The sequence below is a fragment of the Paenarthrobacter sp. YIM B13468 genome, assembly GCF_042788025.1.
Taxonomy (GTDB): Bacteria; Actinomycetota; Actinomycetes; order Actinomycetales; family Micrococcaceae; genus Arthrobacter; species Arthrobacter aromaticivorans.
This window is the reverse complement of record NZ_JBHZPI010000013.1, coordinates 56,514-74,165: the sequence shown is the minus strand read 5'-3', so window position 1 is coordinate 74,165 and position 17,652 is coordinate 56,514. Positions and strand designations below refer to the sequence as shown.

15 protein-coding genes are annotated in these 17,652 nt (G+C 56.9%); 6 read left to right on the top strand and 9 right to left on the bottom strand.

Annotated elements, in window-relative coordinates; all coding sequences use genetic code 11:
• The first annotated feature begins 100 nt into the window (after nt 1-100).
• Both ACFX4T_RS13680 and ACFX4T_RS13675 read left to right on the top strand, forming a co-directional pair.
• The gene (locus ACFX4T_RS13680) at nt 101-484 is read left to right on the top strand and encodes a thiol-disulfide oxidoreductase DCC family protein (RefSeq protein ID WP_377652358.1); all 384 of its coding nucleotides are present in this window, start codon (nt 101-103) and stop codon (nt 482-484) included.
• Nucleotides 485-926: 442 nt separating this feature from the next.
• Entirely contained in the window at nt 927-1,853 is a 927-nt protein-coding gene (locus ACFX4T_RS13675; RefSeq protein WP_377652357.1) for a hypothetical protein, read from the top strand.
• Between the two features lie 343 nt (nt 1,854-2,196).
• Here ACFX4T_RS13675 and ACFX4T_RS13670 read toward each other — a convergent pair whose 3' ends face one another.
• From ACFX4T_RS13670 to ACFX4T_RS13640, 7 genes are all read right to left on the bottom strand, one after another.
• Entirely contained in the window at nt 2,197-2,883 is a 687-nt protein-coding gene (locus ACFX4T_RS13670) for an O-antigen ligase family protein (protein ID WP_377652356.1), read from the bottom strand.
• Nucleotides 2,884-3,551: 668 nt separating this feature from the next.
• Nucleotides 3,552-5,039, bottom strand: a complete 1,488-nt coding sequence (locus ACFX4T_RS13665) for a lipopolysaccharide biosynthesis protein (RefSeq protein ID WP_377652355.1) — start codon at nt 5,037-5,039, stop codon at nt 3,552-3,554.
• Between the two features lie 32 nt (nt 5,040-5,071).
• Entirely contained in the window at nt 5,072-5,911 is an 840-nt protein-coding gene (locus ACFX4T_RS13660; RefSeq protein ID WP_377652427.1) for a polysaccharide pyruvyl transferase family protein, read from the bottom strand.
• A 302-nt stretch (nt 5,912-6,213) separates the two neighbouring features.
• Nucleotides 6,214-7,116: a glycosyltransferase family 2 protein gene (locus ACFX4T_RS13655; RefSeq protein WP_377652354.1), complete on the bottom strand. Its 903-nt coding sequence runs from the start codon at nt 7,114-7,116 to the stop codon at nt 6,214-6,216.
• 8 nt (nt 7,117-7,124) lie between these two features.
• Nucleotides 7,125-8,171: a polysaccharide pyruvyl transferase family protein gene (locus ACFX4T_RS13650; protein WP_377652353.1), complete on the bottom strand. Its 1,047-nt coding sequence runs from the start codon at nt 8,169-8,171 to the stop codon at nt 7,125-7,127.
• Nucleotides 8,168-9,052: a glycosyltransferase family 4 protein gene (locus ACFX4T_RS13645; RefSeq protein WP_377652426.1), complete on the bottom strand. Its 885-nt coding sequence runs from the start codon at nt 9,050-9,052 to the stop codon at nt 8,168-8,170. The genes ACFX4T_RS13650 and ACFX4T_RS13645 overlap by 4 nt, the downstream gene beginning before the upstream one ends.
• 327 nt (nt 9,053-9,379) lie before the next feature.
• Nucleotides 9,380-10,843 (bottom strand): polysaccharide biosynthesis tyrosine autokinase, encoded by a 1,464-nt coding sequence (locus tag ACFX4T_RS13640; protein ID WP_377652352.1) that lies wholly within the window; start codon nt 10,841-10,843, stop codon nt 9,380-9,382.
• Nucleotides 10,844-11,485: 642 nt separating this feature from the next.
• Here ACFX4T_RS13640 and ACFX4T_RS13635 point away from each other — a divergent pair.
• A complete protein-coding gene (locus ACFX4T_RS13635; protein ID WP_377652351.1) occupies nt 11,486-11,629 on the top strand; it encodes a hypothetical protein in 144 nt (47 codons plus the stop codon).
• A gap of 338 nt (nt 11,630-11,967) precedes the next feature.
• Here the strand turns inward: ACFX4T_RS13635 and ACFX4T_RS13630 are convergent, their stop codons facing one another.
• Nucleotides 11,968-12,144 carry a hypothetical protein gene (locus ACFX4T_RS13630; protein ID WP_377652350.1) on the bottom strand — a complete coding sequence of 59 codons (177 nt, stop codon included), beginning with the start codon at nt 12,142-12,144 and terminating at the stop codon, nt 11,968-11,970.
• A gap of 116 nt (nt 12,145-12,260) precedes the next feature.
• Nucleotides 12,261-12,419 carry a hypothetical protein gene (locus ACFX4T_RS13625; protein ID WP_377652349.1) on the bottom strand — a complete coding sequence of 53 codons (159 nt, stop codon included), beginning with the start codon at nt 12,417-12,419 and terminating at the stop codon, nt 12,261-12,263.
• Nucleotides 12,420-12,848: 429 nt separating this feature from the next.
• Between ACFX4T_RS13625 and ACFX4T_RS13620 the strand changes: the two genes are divergently transcribed.
• From ACFX4T_RS13620 to ACFX4T_RS13610, 3 genes are read left to right on the top strand one after another with little or no spacing between them, the layout of a single operon-like run.
• Entirely contained in the window at nt 12,849-14,873 is a 2,025-nt protein-coding gene (locus tag ACFX4T_RS13620) for a CDP-glycerol glycerophosphotransferase family protein (RefSeq protein WP_377652348.1), read from the top strand.
• Nucleotides 14,873-16,771, top strand: a complete 1,899-nt coding sequence (locus tag ACFX4T_RS13615; RefSeq protein ID WP_377652347.1) for a hypothetical protein — start codon at nt 14,873-14,875, stop codon at nt 16,769-16,771. The genes ACFX4T_RS13620 and ACFX4T_RS13615 overlap by 1 nt, the downstream gene beginning before the upstream one ends.
• Nucleotides 16,761-17,615: an acyltransferase gene (locus tag ACFX4T_RS13610; protein WP_377652346.1), complete on the top strand. Its 855-nt coding sequence runs from the start codon at nt 16,761-16,763 to the stop codon at nt 17,613-17,615. Before ACFX4T_RS13615 ends, ACFX4T_RS13610 begins: the two co-directional genes overlap by 11 nt.
• The last annotated feature ends 37 nt before the right edge of the window (nt 17,616-17,652 follow it).

The window sequence follows — 17,652 nt, the reverse complement described above, 5'->3', positions numbered from 1 at the left end:
TGGAATGGAGTCGGCGTGCATAAGGGCGTAACTCACCGGTGAAACGCTGCTGTTACGTATCGGAACTTGGCGTGTCATCTATATCGCCTATCATAAGGGCATGACTATGGGGGATGTCGCGCTGGAGCGCACGCTAATCTATGACGCCGACTGTGGCTTCTGTACCCGCTCAGCCAAATGGCTGGCAGGCGAGGGTAAAGTCAGCATCAAGTCATGGCAGAGTATCCGAGATCTTGAAGCCCTCGGGCTTACCGAGGAGATGGTGGAAGCAGCCGCCTACTGGGCGGACGATGGTGTCGTGACGGCCGGGGCTGAGTCGGCCATCGCCCAAGCACTTATTACCAAGGGCTCCGGCTGGCAACTGGCAGGTCGATTTATTCTGCTCCCGGGCGTGCATTTTGTTGCTGCTCGCGTGTACAAGGTCATTGCAAAGAACCGTCACGCAATGCCAGGGGGGACGGATGCATGCCGGCTCCCGAACTAGCCAAAAGAAAACTGACCGCACTCGCAGTCTTCTGCACGCTGCTGGTGGCCCAGGGAGCCTACTCCTTCGCCATTGAGCCGGAACCATATCCGGCCGTTCGGATGCCTTCGTTTGGTGCTGCACCCTCACGATCTGGCCTATTTCCGAGCCAGATGGTCCATATCACGGTGACTTATAAGGACGGTACAATTCGCACCCCCAAAGTCTCCGAGATCATGGACGGTGTCCGGTTCTCAGCTACACGCCCGTCCCTCACTTTTGCATTCAAGCCAGGTAAGCCCATCGATGAGGTCACCCGTGGATGGCTACGTGACAACGCTAAAGCCATTGGAACGGGGAGGGAACCTGCGTTCGTCGAGATTTGCTGGCAAGATGCCTCCGTTGATGTTCGTAATGCGGAAGTAGTCAACGCTAAGCCCTGCGTGACAACCGTGGTGTCATTTTGAGTAGGGTCACAGACTTCGCGGCCAAATGGGTGAACCGGAGCGCAGAGTCCTACCGCGCCCAGCCGCTCTACCTAGGCATCATCCGCATACTGTTCGCGCTGCACGTGCTGATCTTCCCTGTGAACTACACGTGGACGGCGGAGGTTCCAGCGGCATTGTTCCAGCCTCGGCCCGGGCTGTTCTCCTGGATGACGGCAGCGCCCGACCTATGGTTCATGGTCGCTCTAGAGGTTGCACGGGCCGTTCTCGCTGCGGTCGTCCTGCTCGGCTTCAAAACGTTCCCAGCCTCCATCGCCCTAACCATAGTGATGGTTGTGGGCGCGGGGGTGACGCACTCCTTCGGGAAGCTAGACCACTTCATCTTGTATGAGCTCTTCCCGGTGTTCATGGCTTTCGCTGGCTGGGGGGCCGCGCTTTCGCTCGACGCCAGAAGGGGGCGGGCTCGAGACTCCCAAGGATTCCCCATGTTACTGTGGGCAGTCACTGTGGCGTACGCGCTGTTCACGGCGGCGCTCCCAAAGGCTGTTGCCGGTTGGCTTGATCCGGCCAAAGAAGCTAGCCGTGGATTCATCGCTCGAGACCTGGCTGAGGGCGAAAAATTGGGACCGATGGTAGACGTTGTCTTCGCGTTTGACAGTCATGTCTTCTGGAAATTCATGGACTATGCGACGATCCTCGCGGAGGGCTGGCTCATTGTCGCAGTGCTGTTTCCGACGCTTTTCCGTCTCGGACTCGTGGCGCTGCTTGCATTCCATATGGGCGTTTATCTCTCCCTTGGAATTGATTTCAGCCAGTACGTGCTTCTGTATCTGGTGTTCTTCTCGCCTGTTGTTGTTTGGCTGAAGAAGAGGCGCCAGTCAGCGCGACGCAGAGCGCCCAAAACGCGTAAACAGAAAGAGCAGGAGCTCCCCAATGTTACGTAGGGCCCTGCGCTTCTTGCTGGCTAAACAATCCCGAACTCCGCTGCCAGAATGTCTGTTATTGCGGCCCGTATGGATCGTACGCCCAGGTAAAACTCTGCTGTGAAGGCCCCCGCATGGATCACCGGCATTTCCTCCAATTGTTTCTTTGATATTCGCAGGGTTCTGGGGCACCAAGGGCGCTCATCGTGAATGCCTTGCGCGCCGTTCAGGATGAGTTTCCGATCGACGGATGTCCATGGGTTTCTTCGTGTGGTGAGGAACGGGAAACTCGAATCAACTCGCGAGAGACCTGTGAGCTTCGATCCAGTGCCGAGCTTCGCAAAGTGCCGCCAACGGTCTGCCGTCAGGCTCCGGTCCCGGCAAAACGGCCTCTACGGATCCGTGCTTGCTGGTTGAGGCGGTTGTCATTCGTTGTTGCTGGTATGGCAGCCCTGCCGTTGTAGTACGAAGCCACAAAGGCCAGGATCAGAGGGATCCAATATTGCTGCTGATCGAAGAAAGCCGATCCCAGGGCATATACGATGACGGCTGCCATAATGGCTGATTCTGGCCCCTTAGCGCCGGTCATCATTGTTCGAACCACCCGCCCGATGACAAGCAGTGTCACTCCGGCCATGGCCAAGAGCAACGCGAGGCCGCCTTGATACCACGCATGCAAAACGTAGTTGTGCACCACCGTCACACCGTTGAATGTGCCCTGATTGGTAGAGTCCATTCCTACGCCCACTAGCGGGTCGTTCTGGATGTATTCCCACGCAAAAGCATACGTCTGCTGGCGTATGCCGAGAGATGCTACTCCCACGGATTCGCCAGTAACGACGTCGATGCGGTGATTCACAGGAGCCAAGACCGCCGTCGGATCGAAGCCGGCCGCCATGAGCACAACGGCGGTGCCCGCCAGGACTATGACGCCCAAAACGATGCTTCGGATGGCAGCGCGATACACAACAATCAGCACCACGGTCGCCGCTGCGAGCGACAACAAGGAGCTGAGGCTTCCGGTGGCTACCAGCGCTCCAGCATTGACCATTGCCGCGAGAATAACAGCCGCTCTGAGCGTTCCTTGCGTCGATCGAAACATTGCCACCAATAGCACTAATGCAATGACGCACATTAGTCCCTGAACATTTGGATGTCCGGCAAGTCCGTTTGCCCGTCCACTATTTGCCGCAGCGCCAAATACGCTTAGTCCTGCAACTTGAGCGAGGGCTGCAACCGCAGATACGGATTGAACGCACAAGAAGGCGTTCGCGATGCGCGGGCCAAAGGACCGGGACGACTGAAAGTAGTAATTCAGCACGAAAGGGGCTACGCCGACCAAGACGGCTAAGCCGACGGCGGCGCGAAGGCTGGCGGAAAGGTCGCTGGAAGTTCCTGAAATAGCACCTGCCGCTAGAATGGCGACGGCGCAAGCCACCCACGCAATCGTGTGAGGTAACGCGCGGACTCGACCAACCAAAAGAAGAAGCAGAAGAAGCAGGATAATTGCCTGTGGAAGCCAGCTAAAGCCGGCCTCCGCGACGAACCGATAGACGGGGATAATCCCGCCGATGGCAATCCAGACCACACTGCCCAGCGAACTTCTAGCTTTGCTGGGTGCTTCGCCTTTGCCGACCTTGGCAATCCCGAACGTGTTAGTGCTACGGCGTACATACGTTGAGTGGCTATAGCCCGGATGAGGCGTGTTTCTTCCTGATTTCATCGACGAGCCTTTCTTGCGACCATTCGTCCGGATTGGGCGACGGCCCGCACGAAAGGAAACACGAGATATGCGAGTGATCCGTACAGAATCATTCCGAGCACGCCCACGGTGAGTGCGAGCCAAGGGCTCTGGATGAATGCTGAGCTCAGGATGCCGATGACGGTTATCGGTGCGACGCAAATCGAAATGGACTTGAGGCCGTTTCTTAGAAGGGGTCCCATCTCTGTGTCAGTCACTCTCCCGCACCACCAGAGCGATATTATCCAGTTGAAGAAGTACCCTATCGAATGACCAATTGCCACTCCCAAGGCGCCCCATGGCATGCCTCCAAGCATGAAGGCGATGATGATCGGCTGCGAGACGAGGAAGAACCGAAACTGAGCTCCAGTCTTGTCCTTCGCAAGGAAGATCCAAAAAGTTATTTGATTCAGTCCGCGGAAGACGCCACCCACCGCCAGAGCCTGGAGGATCGGAACCATTCCCATCCAATTTTCGCCGAAAACGAGAAACACGAGCGGAAAAGCCAACCCGCAAGCAATGCCATAGATGATTCCTAAGCCGACTCCGCCGACCAGCTGTCCTTCGAGGAGGAATCGATTGAACCGGACCCTGTCATTTGCCACGCGAGTCAGCACCGGGACGGCCACCCGTGTGAGTGGAGCAGCCAGTTGGCTCAGTGGCAACATAAGCAACTGATACGCCCGCCCATAGACACCCAGAACACTGGGTCCCCAGAAATAGCCCAGTGACAAGTTGTCGACATTCTTTGTTACGTACGCCACTGCTTGCGAACCGAAAACTCCGAGTCCGAAACTGAGTACATCGCGGATTGAGGTTCGACGTGACGGCCATCCTGGCCACCACCCCGAGAGAGCTACAGCGAGCAGCATGCCAACGACACCAACGACGAGCTGCTGGACGACGAGGACCCAGTAGTCCGGAGTGAAAAGCAGTGCATATACGATCGCGCCCATGAGGCCCGCCAAAGCTGGAGCCGTGTCGACAATCGCGAGCCGCTTAAACCTTAATTTCTGGTTGATGCGTGCGCGAAATTGCGTCGAGAATCCTGAGAATACGAACGTAAACGACAGCCCGATGACGATGTTCTTTAGTTCGGGTTGTGAAAAAAGCAGCGCGATCGGCCCTGATAGAAGGTATGCAGCCACCGCCAAAAGTAAGCCGAAGACTGTATTGATCCAGAAGAGGTTGGACATCTGACGGTGCGTTAGGCGTGCAGTCCGTGCCGCAGCCATGGAGAGACCGAAGTCCCGGAAGAGCTCTCCCAGCGCCACTAGGCTCATCACAATGGCTACGAGGCCAAAGTCGGCGGGTGAGAGAAGCCGGGCAAGTATGACCGTGGAGGCGAGTAGGACAACGAGGCGAACGAGCTGCCCCGCGATGGTCGCGGACGCCCCTCGGACGGCCTGCTGCCCGAGTTGCTGGTTGCGTCTCGAGTTGCGCGATGCTATTTCGTCGGTTGTCATTTGGTCGGTCCTGTCTCCGGCAAACCCCTGTGTCAAATTTTGCTGGACGCTCTAGTGTTCGCCGGAAGGGTCTGCCGAATACCATTTGAAGTTTCCGCCAGATTTTCGCGTGCAGTTTGCACTGCGCCCGCGAGCTGCTTGGCGAGACGGTCTAGTTCCTCCAGGGTAGGAATAGGTAGCGCTGCAGCCGGGACGCCCTCGTGCTCTCCCACCCAGTCAAGGCCAACGACGTGAAAATGCCGGCCCACCTTTCCTTTGGAAGATTCAACCCATCCGAGGGGAACTGCGCCTTCAGTTGCCGCGACGATAAGGCCGTGGAGCCTGTCGCCAACTACCAGCCGGCACCGCGAGTAAAGGCTCCGTACGGCATCTTCTTGAGCGGCGTGATCTTCATGGTTCCAAGCCAGAACATCGGCACCTAAGAGCGCCGCGAGGTGCGCAGCCCTGGCCTCGTCTCGCTTCACTTGAACGACTAGCGTTGCATGGAGCCCCGTTGTATTGATGAGACATTGGATCCAAGCTATCCATTCGGGCGAGGGCATTTGACGATCACCACGAAGAACCACGGCCAGTTCTTTTCTGGAGTCGGGCGGCAGCCAATCTGAAATGTTGGAGCCCAGAGCGAAAGCCCAGTCGGGTGAGGTGCCCCGACTTGAAACTATCGATTCTGAGCCCTCCTCACGCCAACGAACGAAGGCGCAAGCTGATGCTGCGGCCTTGTAGGCCAGAACGAGGCCTGGCCTGCTGGACGGCACTCCGGCACCGACCCACAGGCCCCCACCGCCGCGCACGCGACAGACGAATGCCAATAGCGTCAGCGCCGAAAGCCTGGCCGCGCCCTTCCGGGAGACCGGTACCTCGCCAGCGTTCATGGCTACAAACGTGGGCTGGGAAAGTGCGCTCCCAAGGGCGGCCCGGTACCAATCTCCAAAGGACCTAAACGGTTTATCAGCGGGGATCAATCCCAACCCCGATAGAAAGCCGCTGGATGCCGGACCCGTCCACACTTGCAGAGATCCGAGTCGACGGAGCGAATCCAGATATGCGCGGCGAAGGAGCGAATCACCGATGTTGTCGTCTTGACCCGTCGCCCAGACGAAAACTTTGGCCGACGCTGTTGCTTGAGTCGTGCTCTCGGTGGGCGCCGCCATCGGACGCACACCGCTGTCCTGGCTCAGTTCCGCTTCCATGGACGTCCCTTCAGTTTCTTCAAGGCCGTGCCAGGATCTTTCAGGATCCAAGCAAGTATTGTAATTCCGGCAGAAAGCCGTTTCCCTGACGACCACTGCGCGCGCGCGACGCGGACCAGAGCGGCCATTTCTCGATCTTTGGGAGACATTTCCTGGATCTTGAGTCCTAGGTGAGACGCGTAGTGTCGACGGATGTCCTCTTTGGACTCGATGGCATCGATCGCGGACACCACAGACTTCCCGCCAGCCAAGCTATAGCGGCAGGTAGGGTCGCTCCTCACATCTATGCCGCCCACCATGGATAGCCGGATCAGCATTTCATAGTCCTCGGCGAACCGAGGCTTCAGTGCCGCGGGGAGAATTTCTTGGGACTCTTCATACGCCGATCGACGTACGACTGCGGCGCAGGGTGGCCATGGGCCGTGACCGACGGTCAGGAGGGTTTCGGTCGTCACCGGGCTAAATCGTACGGGGAACTGGCGCTCCGCGCCTTGCGTGGTTAAGCCCACGACTGTGCCGGCCGCAACAGCGAGCTGAGAGTCCTGCTCCATGGCTTCGACTGATCGGCGCACGCCGTCGGGGATAAGCTGGTCGTCCGCGTCCAAAAAGACGATGTATTTTGCCGACACGGCGCGTGCGCCTGCACTTCTAGCTTGCGCTGCACCTGAATTCTTTTGTCGAATACAAACGGCGCCCGCTTGTTCGGCTGCTACGTCCGTGCCATCGTCAGAGCCATCGTCAACAACAATTACCTCGCGGGCGCCGCTGGCGAACGCCGACGAGATCGCAGTACCTATGGTTGCCCGAGCACGGAATGCAGGGATGACCACAGCCAAGGTCCCAGACACCAACCCCTCAACGGAAGAGTCTGTATCTTCATTCGACATTTTGCCCCCTATGCTTTTGCGAGCTGTTGGATCTCACCGATTAGCCGCGAACGGGCCGCTGTAGCGCCTGAGCGCGATGCCTTAAGCCGTTTGTCGTATTCCAGTCGGCGGTCCGGATCGTGTAGCAGGCCTTCGACAAGAGACCGGACTTCATCGACATCGAATGAATTGACGTTGAACACGTAATCAGGCAAACCAAGATCGTCAAATGCGCCGAAGCCTTTACGCTCATAGGCAAGGTGCACGACCCAATGCCCTGCGTTTATTGCCATCAGGGCAGCATGAAGTCTTACTGCAATAACCACTCTGCGTTGGCCTCTTGAGCTGAGCAGCTGTTCACGTGAGAGTGTTGTTTCGGGACCGAGGGAAGACATGGCGGCTGTATCGTCGTTACCCGCGCCCCGGCTCTGAACGTAGCCGTCAAAGCTACCGATAGCTACCGCCAAGTCTTTGACAGGGTTGCTGATATTTCCACGTACAGCACGAACACTTAGGACCGGCTTTGGATTTACAGAATGATCGGCGCGATCCACGTACTCCCCGGTCATGGTCGCCAGATCCTGGATCCTCACGGCATTATCCAGTTTAAGCTCGGTGATACTGCGGTCGTCCCGAAGGTAGACTCTGTTGATTCGTCTCAGGAAGTATTGCGCCCAAGGAAGAACGCCAAAACGCAAAGGCCCGATACTTTGCGGCAGGTAGACGACGGGGACGGAGGTTCGACTGGCTTTCATCAGTTGATAGCCATGCGTAACCGCCATTTTCAATGCCTCGACCGGATGCCCGGCGCGAATGTATCCCCCGCCTACGCCAACGACAAGATCGAAGCTGGACAGTGACTTGAGTGTCCTTCGGAAGTCCCTTGAGAAGCCCTTCCAGCTTGGCGCGGCGTCGATAACCGTGACGCTTGGAAGGTCGAAAGTACCTGGATGCAGTGCCGCGACCGTAATATCGCATGCGACGAACGCTTCTCTCAACAAACCGATGGTTTCCTCGACCAGCAACCCGTCACCAGCGTTTGTCGCGCTATACGCGTGAAGCACGAGAACTTTCAATTTTGCACCAATCGTTCATAAGTTTGAAGGTGGCTGTCGATGCTTCTAGACCAAGTGAATTTTGATGCCCAGGTCCGACCTTGTGCACGGACGTCTGCCTGCCAGCTATCGTTGGACAACGCTTGAACCAGGCTGGATGCAATTCCTTCCGCGTCAAGAGAGGCTAGCTCCCATGCGGGTCCCGCCACTTCCGCCAAGGAACCTCGCCGAGACGTAGCTACTGGAGCTCCTGCTGCCATGGCTTCCAGAACAGGGAAGCCAAACCCTTCATAGAGACTTGGAAAGACAAACAAAGCGCATTTCTGCATGAGTGCAATTCTGTCCTCGTCGCTCACGAAGCCCACATAGTTAACCGCAGGCGACGACATGATGATCTGCATTGCTGAGTCGAAGTTCCAGGCAGGACGTCCCGCTATTACCAGCTGGAGCCCAAGGGCTCGGATTTCCGGGGTCTCGAAAGCCCGCACAAGCTCGATGATGTTCTTGCGGGGTTCAATATTTCCAAGGTAGAGCACAAAGCGCTCCGGAATCTTGGCGCCTGTTTCCTCAGATAGCGTGGCAGGCATACTGAATGCTGCGCTGTCAATTCCGTGGTGAATAACCTTGATCAAATCCCGGTCGACGGAGAAGACTTCAGCAATGTCGTCGGCCGAGGACTCGGAGACTGTGATCACTTCGTTTGTACACTGGATGGCCTTCTTAACCCTGTAGCGCCACTGGGCCTCTTGTCTTGGGCTTCTGGCTACAGCAGTCCACCGACTCGCAACTCCGTGCACGGTTACTACGGATGGCCCTACCGTACGTATGAGTGGTCCGGTATCCGCCGAGTAGTGGAGGACCGAGGCAGAGCGCGGGAGAACTGCCCAAACACTCTCCAACATCATGGTTGCGACAGCATGTGGTCCACTTGGAATTACGCCTGTATCAATTCCACGCTCGGCCAGACCAGTTCTCAGTTGCCGCGCGTAAGTTGTATTTCCGCCAACATGGCGATTTACGATTCTGTCTGGGAACAGAATTTTCATTGATTCCCCCGGGGTGTGAGTGAGAACGACGCCAACGTAGAGCCCCCGGTTCCTTTACTCACTTGGATCAGCGAGCAAACATGCCGTTCTGAGTCGAGGCATGTATCGCGGGCTCTGAGGGCTGAATAATGAGAAGTGGCAACTGTTAGGACTTGCCCACTTCAGACATTTCCGTGTGATCGGCTAAGAGCTGCGTTGCGAAAGTTCGTATGTTGCAGGATGCTCCTTCTGCCCGCGGCGTGTCTCCTTGGACACCGGCATGCGCTGTACGCCGTTTTCGGCATTACTGAGCACGTTTTCGTCATGAGAGTAGTAGCTGTATGCGTAGGCATCCGGCCCCTTGACGGGCAACCGGTTCAGCACGACGCCCAGAAGGTTGGCTCCCACCATCTCCAGCGCATTCAGGGACTTTGCCAGGTCGCTTCGTTGAACTTTCTGAGCTCCGACAACCAGCAATACACCACCAACGTGCTGTGAGAGGACGGCAGCATCGGTTACTGGCAGAAGTGGCGGGGCGTCGATAATGACTGTGTCGAAAGTTTCCTCCAAACGCGTCAGCACGTGACTCATTTCGGTGGAACCGAGCAACTCGCTTGGGTTGGGTGGAATTTGCCCCGATGTCAGGACATAGAGGTTGTCATCTCCCCAAGGCTGCAGCAGATCGCCAACATCGGTTTGGCCGAGCAGAGCCGTTGTGAGCCCCGCGTTTCGGTCCAGCCCCAAATATTCGCCGACCATGGGTCGCCGTAGGTCGCCATCTACAAGACATACTGACTGGCCGGCCTGCGCAAGGGCGATAGCCAAGTTGGTTGAAGTCGTTGTCTTGCCCTCGCCCGGAAGAGACGAGGTGACCAACACTGTCTTGGCCGAACCGGAAACGTTGGCAAATTGAAGATTTGTTCGGAGCTGTCGGAAAGACTCAGCCCGGGGGCTCTGGTGCCGTGCCTGAGTGAGGAGTGGTTTCTTAGTTGCGTCCTGGTCGAACGTGATGCCGCCAAGGAGAGGAACGTCCGTGATATCCCTAAAGTCCGCCTCGCCGCGGACACGATCGTCGAGCTTCGTTCGTAGAAGAGCGCCACCTAGGCCGAGTATGGCTCCGCCGAGGAGCCCTGCAATGAGATTCAGCCGCGTGTTCGGAGCTGATGGTGACGTGGGAGCCTGCGCAGGCGTAATGATAGAAAGCCCGATGGGGGAAGCTCCGCCGGTCTTTGGCTTTTCGAGTGTTTCGACGGCCTTAATGAGACTGTTTGACACCGCCTCGGCGATTGCTGCGGCTTGGACGGGGGAGGTGTCTGTTACGGAAATGGAGATAAGTACCGTGTTGAGTTCAGTCTCCGCTTCAACCTTCTTTGCCAGTTCGTCGGTTGTGAGACTGAGTCCCAAGGCATCAATTGCAGGCTGGAGAACTACAGGAGTACGAATTGTCTTGACGTACGACTGAACACGAGCCTGACTGAAGGTATTACCTTGCTGCATTTCCTGTACAGAGCCGGAGCTTTGTATTGCTACAAATAGCTGCGTATGTGCCTTATACGTAGGTTGCACCAAGATTGAAGCAGCACCACCGATTAGTAAACCGGCCATAGTCGTTGCAACGACCAAAACCCAGTTTCTCCTCAGGATGCGGAGATAGTCGTGAAGATCCAAGCCGGTTCCCCCTGTAGATGCCTGGATTCTGCTAGCGGCATGCACCAGAACGGCAATATATTCCTTTGGTTGGTCACATCATACCGTCAGACCTCGGACTGCCTTCGCTCTCTTGTTCGTAATGGAGCGACACATGCAGGTCCGTGGGCGGTGATGTCACGGTGCGTTCCGGTCGAGCGAACCCAAGTGACGCACGCAGCTCTCCGCTACTACTACGGTGCTGTTTGGTTGAGAAGCGGTCATTTGCTCTGTAAATGTTGTCACATGGGGTGTCGCAACGCCGCACGTTTCGCAGAACGTGGTGTGTAGTTTGATCACCATGTATGGATACTAAGCCTCGAAGTATTTCATCTGCATGAACAGAACTCATCGAGTTGGTGTGATCCCAACGCGCATCCACGGTCAGGTGCGCCGCTGTTTGAGCTTCGGCATCGAATCAAGATCAGGTTGCTCGCCACGACTGAAGTAACGCGAAGGAAGCTTCGTGCTCAATGTGCAGGTGGTTGCCAGCGCGAAAAACGCCGACCGATCCGTTTCGGGGGACTCTAGTGAGATTTATGAAACGAACAATTTTCGTTCTCGTAACGTCGGCGGTGCCGTTACGACCACTCGCATAACACTGATGAACGTAGTCTTGCCGCTATGAGCAAAGGTCACATAGTTGGAGACGCCAGAGAGTTGCGGCAAGACGCCTTCCAGCGGAGACTCCGCGCCGTTGTGCTGAGTGGTTTTGTGCTGCTCACCGTGACCACAGCACTTGTCGTAACGTGGGCGATCGCACGTTAGTCGCAGCGGCTCATGTTGTCTCGCGGATGACTTTGTTTGTGAGGGGGCAAGTGCGTGCTTGGCGCCCCGGTCACAGACTTGTATGGGGGAGCCATAAGACCAATACCGGTCGTAAATCCAATGAAAACTTGTTCGACTCCCGTCCGGCGGCCGATAACAGCGGCCCGACCCCGTTGCGACAGACCCGTGAGGTGCCGGATCAGGTCGAAGCCAAACAGGGCAAGCGCGCGTAGCCACCGGGCTAACCTTAATACGAGTCCTGTCGCTATGCCAGGAGGCCCCGCGACGACGACGTCTCAGAAATCTTCCAGCGTGGTAGTGAGCCGGTGTGGAGTCTGTTATTTTCCGCTGCCGAGATTGTTAGCCGTTGCGTAGGCGCCCAATTGAACCTTCCCGATGGCCGCGCCGATCTCCGAAATCGCTGCCATGTCTGCTGGGGAGAACGGGGCTTTGCCGTTGACCTCAATCCTGCCAAGGGCGGGGGTCAACCCCTTGAAACCTTCGAAGTCCACCATTGCCACCTGATCGATGCGCTGCTGGAAGGCGACTCGATAGTTTGCACCGTCAGGGCAACTCCGCCGTAGGCCATTCGTGCGTTGATCTTGGCCTCACTCTTACCCGGGATGTTCACTCAGGGATCGCGCATGATGTAAATCACGAACACGTTCTTCCGGTCGGCAGGAATATGGGCCAGCATCAGCGTGTCCCTGCGCAGGTCAGTCGCTGCGGTGTCCTCGGTATCCAGGTCGCTGTCCGGGCTCTTGGCCTTGCCCATGACCAGGATGTTCATCGCCCCCATTGCCGTTTCGGCGGCCGGGTGGACGCATCAGGGAATGCGGACTCGATCTTGGTGGTCCCAGCTTGAACGTTTGGGCCAGATTGAAAATCTAGGCTCCGCGAATGCGGCAGGCCACGAGCACCGTTGCCCGAAGCCGAGAAGCACACTCCGTGCGGTCTTCTGCGGACCCTTCCCGCCGCGACGTGGTCGCTCGGCCGCGGTCGTTTCTTGGTCAGCGGGAAGGACATGTGTTCCTTGGATTGGCTGGCAACTGCTAGCGAGGGCTCTTTTCCACGACAGACCACGGTCCATGCCGGTCCAGAAATCCAGCAATCCGCGTCACGATCCTGCTTGAGTCCGCACTGTGTATCTGAACTACAAGTAGGCATGAGGGATCTGCGCCCAAGGGATCTTCCGTGCCATCGATTCCCTAGGACTCAAATGCCCGACTCAATCCCCCTGGTCACCATCGTCCTCGAGGCCCCCGGAGGTGTTGACCGAGAGTCCGTGATGTACCGGAGACTCATCGCCGCAAGGCTGCGGTATGAAGCGCAGTTCTTGATACTCCAGGTTGATGAACCTCTCACAACGGAGAAAATCACACGGCTTAGTGAAATTGTCGAAACCAAATACATAGTGTTCATGAGGACGTCGCATCAGCTTGCCCCCACCTACATGACCACCATGTTGGATTACCTACGTCCGCGCACGGTCTATCTCGCTGAGCCGGTCATGTACACAGGCGTGATCTCCAAAAACGTGGCAGCCACCAAAATCGATGACGCGCATCGCTACGCCCGGGACACTGACGTTTTCGGTGTTGCTTTCAACACTCGCAGGCTGGCTGACGCGTTGGAAGCAATTGGCGACGTCGACCGCTCGGCTCTGTATCTCAGTTACCGTCTGTACTGGTCCATCGGAACGGTAAAGCCTGTCGCTACAGGCTTCTCAGTTGCATCTGACACCAAATCCGCCATTGGCCTGCAAATAGCTGAGGATGTCACGCGGCTGGTCCCAGTGATTCCAACGGCTTCGAAGGAGGTCCGTCTCCATCTGGTGCGATATGTTGCGCTGTTCCTCCGCGGCATGCGTGCTGGGAAGGTGACACAGGTTGCCTTGGCCAATCTCCGTGATGTGGTTGGGTCGTACCGTCTCGTGGAGCTGCTCCGGTTCGTTGAACCGTTGCAGCCGGTGGAGGCGGCCTGGATTCGCTGGCTCTCTGACCCGGAATCCGACACCCACCTCTACAAGCAACTGAGCGCCAGTGACTCATATTTGTCTTTCAGAGAAGGCCAGCCCACGGAAGGGACGCAGCCGTCCCTCTACGAATTGCATTTCGGCGGGGACACTGTAGTCATCGAGAAGTCGTATCGCCCGCGAGATCTACGGCCTGGCTATTCACGGGCTGCCAGCTACGACTTCTACAGCCGACCTATCAGTCCCTCGTCAACCATGATCTTCTTTGATCGGCCGCTACAGGCAGACGACAATGCTGAGCACCTGTACGAATATTTCAGGGCGAACCATGGGGAGTACACAGAGGCGTACTTTGCGTTGAACCCAAAATCGCCGGACTGGGAAAGGCTGCAAGCAAAGGGCTTCAAACTGATCCCAATCTTCACTACTGAGTTCTACGAGAAGTTCCTCATCTCGGACCTGGTAGTTTCGTCCCAGATCTACAACATCCGATACCGGGGCAAGTCCTTCGCGAACTCCCGCTTTGTGTATCTACAACACGGCATCCAGTTGAACGATATGACCGACTGGATCCTCTCCAAATACTTCGACGTGTTCGTTGCCACCGGCCAACTCGAAGCCGATTATCTGCGCAAGCTTGCTCCCGTCGAAACCTTGAACTCAGGGCTGCCCCGCTTCGAGGCCCTGACCAGAACGCCACATGAGCCACAGCACCTGCTCTTCATGCCAACGTGGCGTTTCAACCTGCACCAAGTGTCCACCGAACAGTTCGCCCAATCGGAGTACTTCCGTGCAATCGACGCCGTCCTCACGGATCCAGAGCTGCTGGCATTCCTCGAAGAAACTGGCAGGACTCTCCACGTAAAACTCCATCCAAACGTGGAAAAGAGAGCCGGCCAATTCAGGTTCTCCAGGAACGTCGTCAGGACTGATTTGAGTTATCGCGAAGCTATCGCCTCGGCTGAGATGGTCTTCACGGACTACAGCTCGGCAGTCCTGGATGCGGCGTTCATTGGGACGCCGATTGCCTACTACCACTGGGACGCGGCGGACTTCTTCCATGAGCAACCCTACGAGGGCCGAGTGGACTACCGCGATGATGGCTTGGGTCCGGTCTTTGAGGAGCATGCAGAGCTTATCAACCACATCGTTCATGAGCAGTACCTCCGGCCACGCGAACTATTCAATGCCCGTCGCGAACGTTTCTTCCAGGGAGTGGACCCCCAAGGAATCAATGCCAAAATCGTTGAGAGGATGCTGAGTCTTTAGTGAGAAAGATACGAGCCATAAAACGCACCATCACCGGAATCGCCGTCGATGCTGCCTACTCGCAAGCCGGCACCGGCATCGCCCGCAAACTGATGGCATCCTCAACCAACGGACCAGCGCGGCGATTTATCAACGCAAAAGGCCTGGAGGGCAGCATCCGCAGGTTGGCGTCCGAAAACCTGCCGCAAGGAACGTACTTTGCAAAACTCACTATTGCAAAGTGGCACGTGCATAAGGGCAGGGGTTTCAGACTGCTCCAAGATGGCGAAGTGGTCTATGGGAACAAGATAGAACCCCCAGCTCGCGGATTCCCGCTTGAATATCGCAACATCATCGTCACGTCGAAGGACCCGAAGCGATTTACCTTGGACATCGACGCACCCTATGAACTGAAGATCGGTCGCGGTGCTTTCACTACTCCCCAGCAGCTGAAATACGATCACCAATACGGCGTGGAGCAGCACGGGGACACCTACTATTCGCTACGGGGCAACACCACCAACCCCAAGAAGCTCTTCATAACTTTCCCGGGATTCGGGCCGTCAACTTCACGGATCTCGTACGCCGTCAGTTACCTCAAAGCCATTACCAATGCAGACCTGAAGGACACCCTTATGGTGTGCTTTCAGGACCGCTACCTTGCCGCAGGCTCGTACATGATGGTGGACAACGCGGGCAGGCCTTTGTACGGCCGGGTTTGGCAGGCCATCGAAGATCTGCGGACCCGCTTCGCTATCGACCCAGCACAGATGCTGTTCTTCGGAGCGTCCAAAGGTGGCAGCATAGCCATCCACTATGCAAGGGACTTCCCGGCTGCCCAGCTCCTGCTGGCTGTGCCGCAAATGAATTTGCCGTATTACTTCAATAAACCGTTCTTTCGAGACAACCTGTTCCGGAACCGGGCACTCCACGACGTGCAGCAGCCCGAGGACAGCCTTCGCGAATACTTCGCCGAGGAACGAAGAATCGATTATTTCTATACGAACTCCGATGAACTCAGCAACCACTCGCTCATCGAGCTTGTTCAAGACGTTCCGAACCTCACGAAATACCGCATCGATGGTGTCCACTCTGACGTGGCAAGGGCCGCGTTGCCTGCCATGCTAGGCATTATCCGTGGGTTCCTGGGCGGCGGCCAGCAGCATCGGGACATTGATGCCGAGGAAGTACGTTCTTTCCCCCAAGAGAACGGCATTCAAGTGCAGGTTCGAGTTGATTCTGCCGGTTCCAAGATTGCCCGCGCCAACTGGTTCATTGAAGGCTGGCTGGGCCCTACCCGATTCCTGCAGTCGATGTCCGAGCATTCCTACGAATTCCTGAAGTTCACTTCCGATAAACAACAGCTCTATCCGGCCTACGACCCGATCCAGCATCTTTCAGCGGTTGTAGCGATCGACGCCAACGGAACTCAGTGGACTGGCACTCTGCCCGGTTCCTTGACGCAGGATTCGAACCAGGAAGTGCAGCGCTCAATGAGTGCATCTGCTCTGAGCCTCCATGCAAAGCACCCAGAGACGTATGTGATCCTGGACGGTGACCGTTTCGCCCGTTTTCGGTATCGCAGCTACGGCGCAGACACCGAGGGCGACACGATGGAGGTCCACTTCGTGAGCGACGCCGAAATCGATGTGACCGGCGAGACCCTTGACCGTGGCGAGCATAAGGCTTCGCATGTTGCCGTCGTGGAGCCTCTGGATGGCTGGGCCATGGCGGACCTGCTCGCCTTGAGATTCGTCATCGCTGCCAAAGCCGAACGTCTGTTGATCGTGGTTCATGCTGCCGGTTCGGCTGACGAGGCCGTGGATACCTTTGGAGCAGTGGACTGGAAGGCCTCAAGCGTTATTGCCATCGTGGATGAGGCGCTCTCCTCGCATGAGGTGCCCGTAAATGTCAGCTAGCGACTCCGTCGTTGGCTCCGGAAGAGTCGGGCAAACCCAAATTATTCGCTCTTACGAGGATGCCGCCGTCGTTCGGGACAACATGATTCACCTCAACCAGACACACGATTCGGAATTTATTGATTCCTCAGTCGAGTTTGCGGGGACTGGAAATGTGCTCTACGTAGAGGACGGAGCCAAGCTGCGTAATTCTCGGCTTCGGTTCCTGGGCAATAACGCGGTGATTCATGTCCGCACTTCGCCCCTCTATTTGCGGTTACTTGCCACTGTTTTCCATGAGTCGGTCTTCTACTTGGGCCCCGGAGCATCGTTTACTTCCGAAGCGCGGTTCCTGCCAACGGAACGCAAACACGTCATCATTGGCAGCGATGCCATGTTTTCTTCGCGGGTAGTCTTTCGGACGGCAGATCCGCATCTGATCTATTCGGCGAGTAATCACCAGCGAATCAATCCCAGCGCATCTATCTGGGTGGGGGACCACGTGTGGCTGGGCGAAGACACCCTGCTGCTCAAGGGGGCGCGTGTTGGCTCTGGGAGCATTCTGGCGGCCCGGGCTGTTGTCACCAAGAGCGTGCAGTCCAACTCAACGGCAGCCGGTGTCCCGGCCCGCATTGTGGGTAACGGCATTCTTTGGACGCGGCCCTCTGTACATGCCTACACGTCTGAGCAGACCGAGCAGAGCTTGGTGAACGCCCAGGACGACTTCATCTACACACGCGATGAGCATGTTTTGGATGTTCCCCAGCTGGAGGCCGCCTTGGATGGGGCCTCTTCAGGTTTGGAGCGCGCTGAGTGGTGCCAAGAGTTGGATCGAACTGAGCGGAAGAACCGCTTCTTCATCTGATCAGCATCCAACCTGACCAAGGGCCAAGGTGAGCAGC

What these genes read in the sequence shown, in the direction of transcription:
- ACFX4T_RS13665 (WP_377652355.1), bottom strand. Translation starts at nt 5,039, where the DNA reads ATGACAACCGACGAAATAGCATCGCGCAACTCGAGACGCAACCAGCAA.
- ACFX4T_RS13625 (WP_377652349.1), bottom strand. Translation starts at nt 12,419, where the DNA reads ATGAACATCCTGGTCATGGGCAAGGCCAAGAGCCCGGACAGCGACCTG.
- ACFX4T_RS13645 (WP_377652426.1), bottom strand. Translation starts at nt 9,052, where the DNA reads ATGTTGGAGAGTGTTTGGGCAGTTCTCCCGCGCTCTGCCTCGGTCCTC.
- ACFX4T_RS13610 (WP_377652346.1), top strand. Translation starts at nt 16,761, where the DNA reads ATGTCAGCTAGCGACTCCGTCGTTGGCTCCGGAAGAGTCGGGCAAACC.
- ACFX4T_RS13655 (WP_377652354.1), bottom strand. Translation starts at nt 7,116, where the DNA reads ATGTCGAATGAAGATACAGACTCTTCCGTTGAGGGGTTGGTGTCTGGG.
- ACFX4T_RS13680 (WP_377652358.1), top strand. Translation starts at nt 101, where the DNA reads ATGACTATGGGGGATGTCGCGCTGGAGCGCACGCTAATCTATGACGCC.
- ACFX4T_RS13635 (WP_377652351.1), top strand. Translation starts at nt 11,486, where the DNA reads ATGAGCAAAGGTCACATAGTTGGAGACGCCAGAGAGTTGCGGCAAGAC.
- ACFX4T_RS13630 (WP_377652350.1), bottom strand. Translation starts at nt 12,144, where the DNA reads ATGGTGGACTTCGAAGGTTTCAAGGGGTTGACCCCCGCCCTTGGCAGG.
- ACFX4T_RS13670 (WP_377652356.1), bottom strand. Translation starts at nt 2,883, where the DNA reads ATGGTCAATGCTGGAGCGCTGGTAGCCACCGGAAGCCTCAGCTCCTTG.
- ACFX4T_RS13620 (WP_377652348.1), top strand. Translation starts at nt 12,849, where the DNA reads ATGCCCGACTCAATCCCCCTGGTCACCATCGTCCTCGAGGCCCCCGGA.
- ACFX4T_RS13660 (WP_377652427.1), bottom strand. Translation starts at nt 5,911, where the DNA reads ATGAACGCTGGCGAGGTACCGGTCTCCCGGAAGGGCGCGGCCAGGCTT.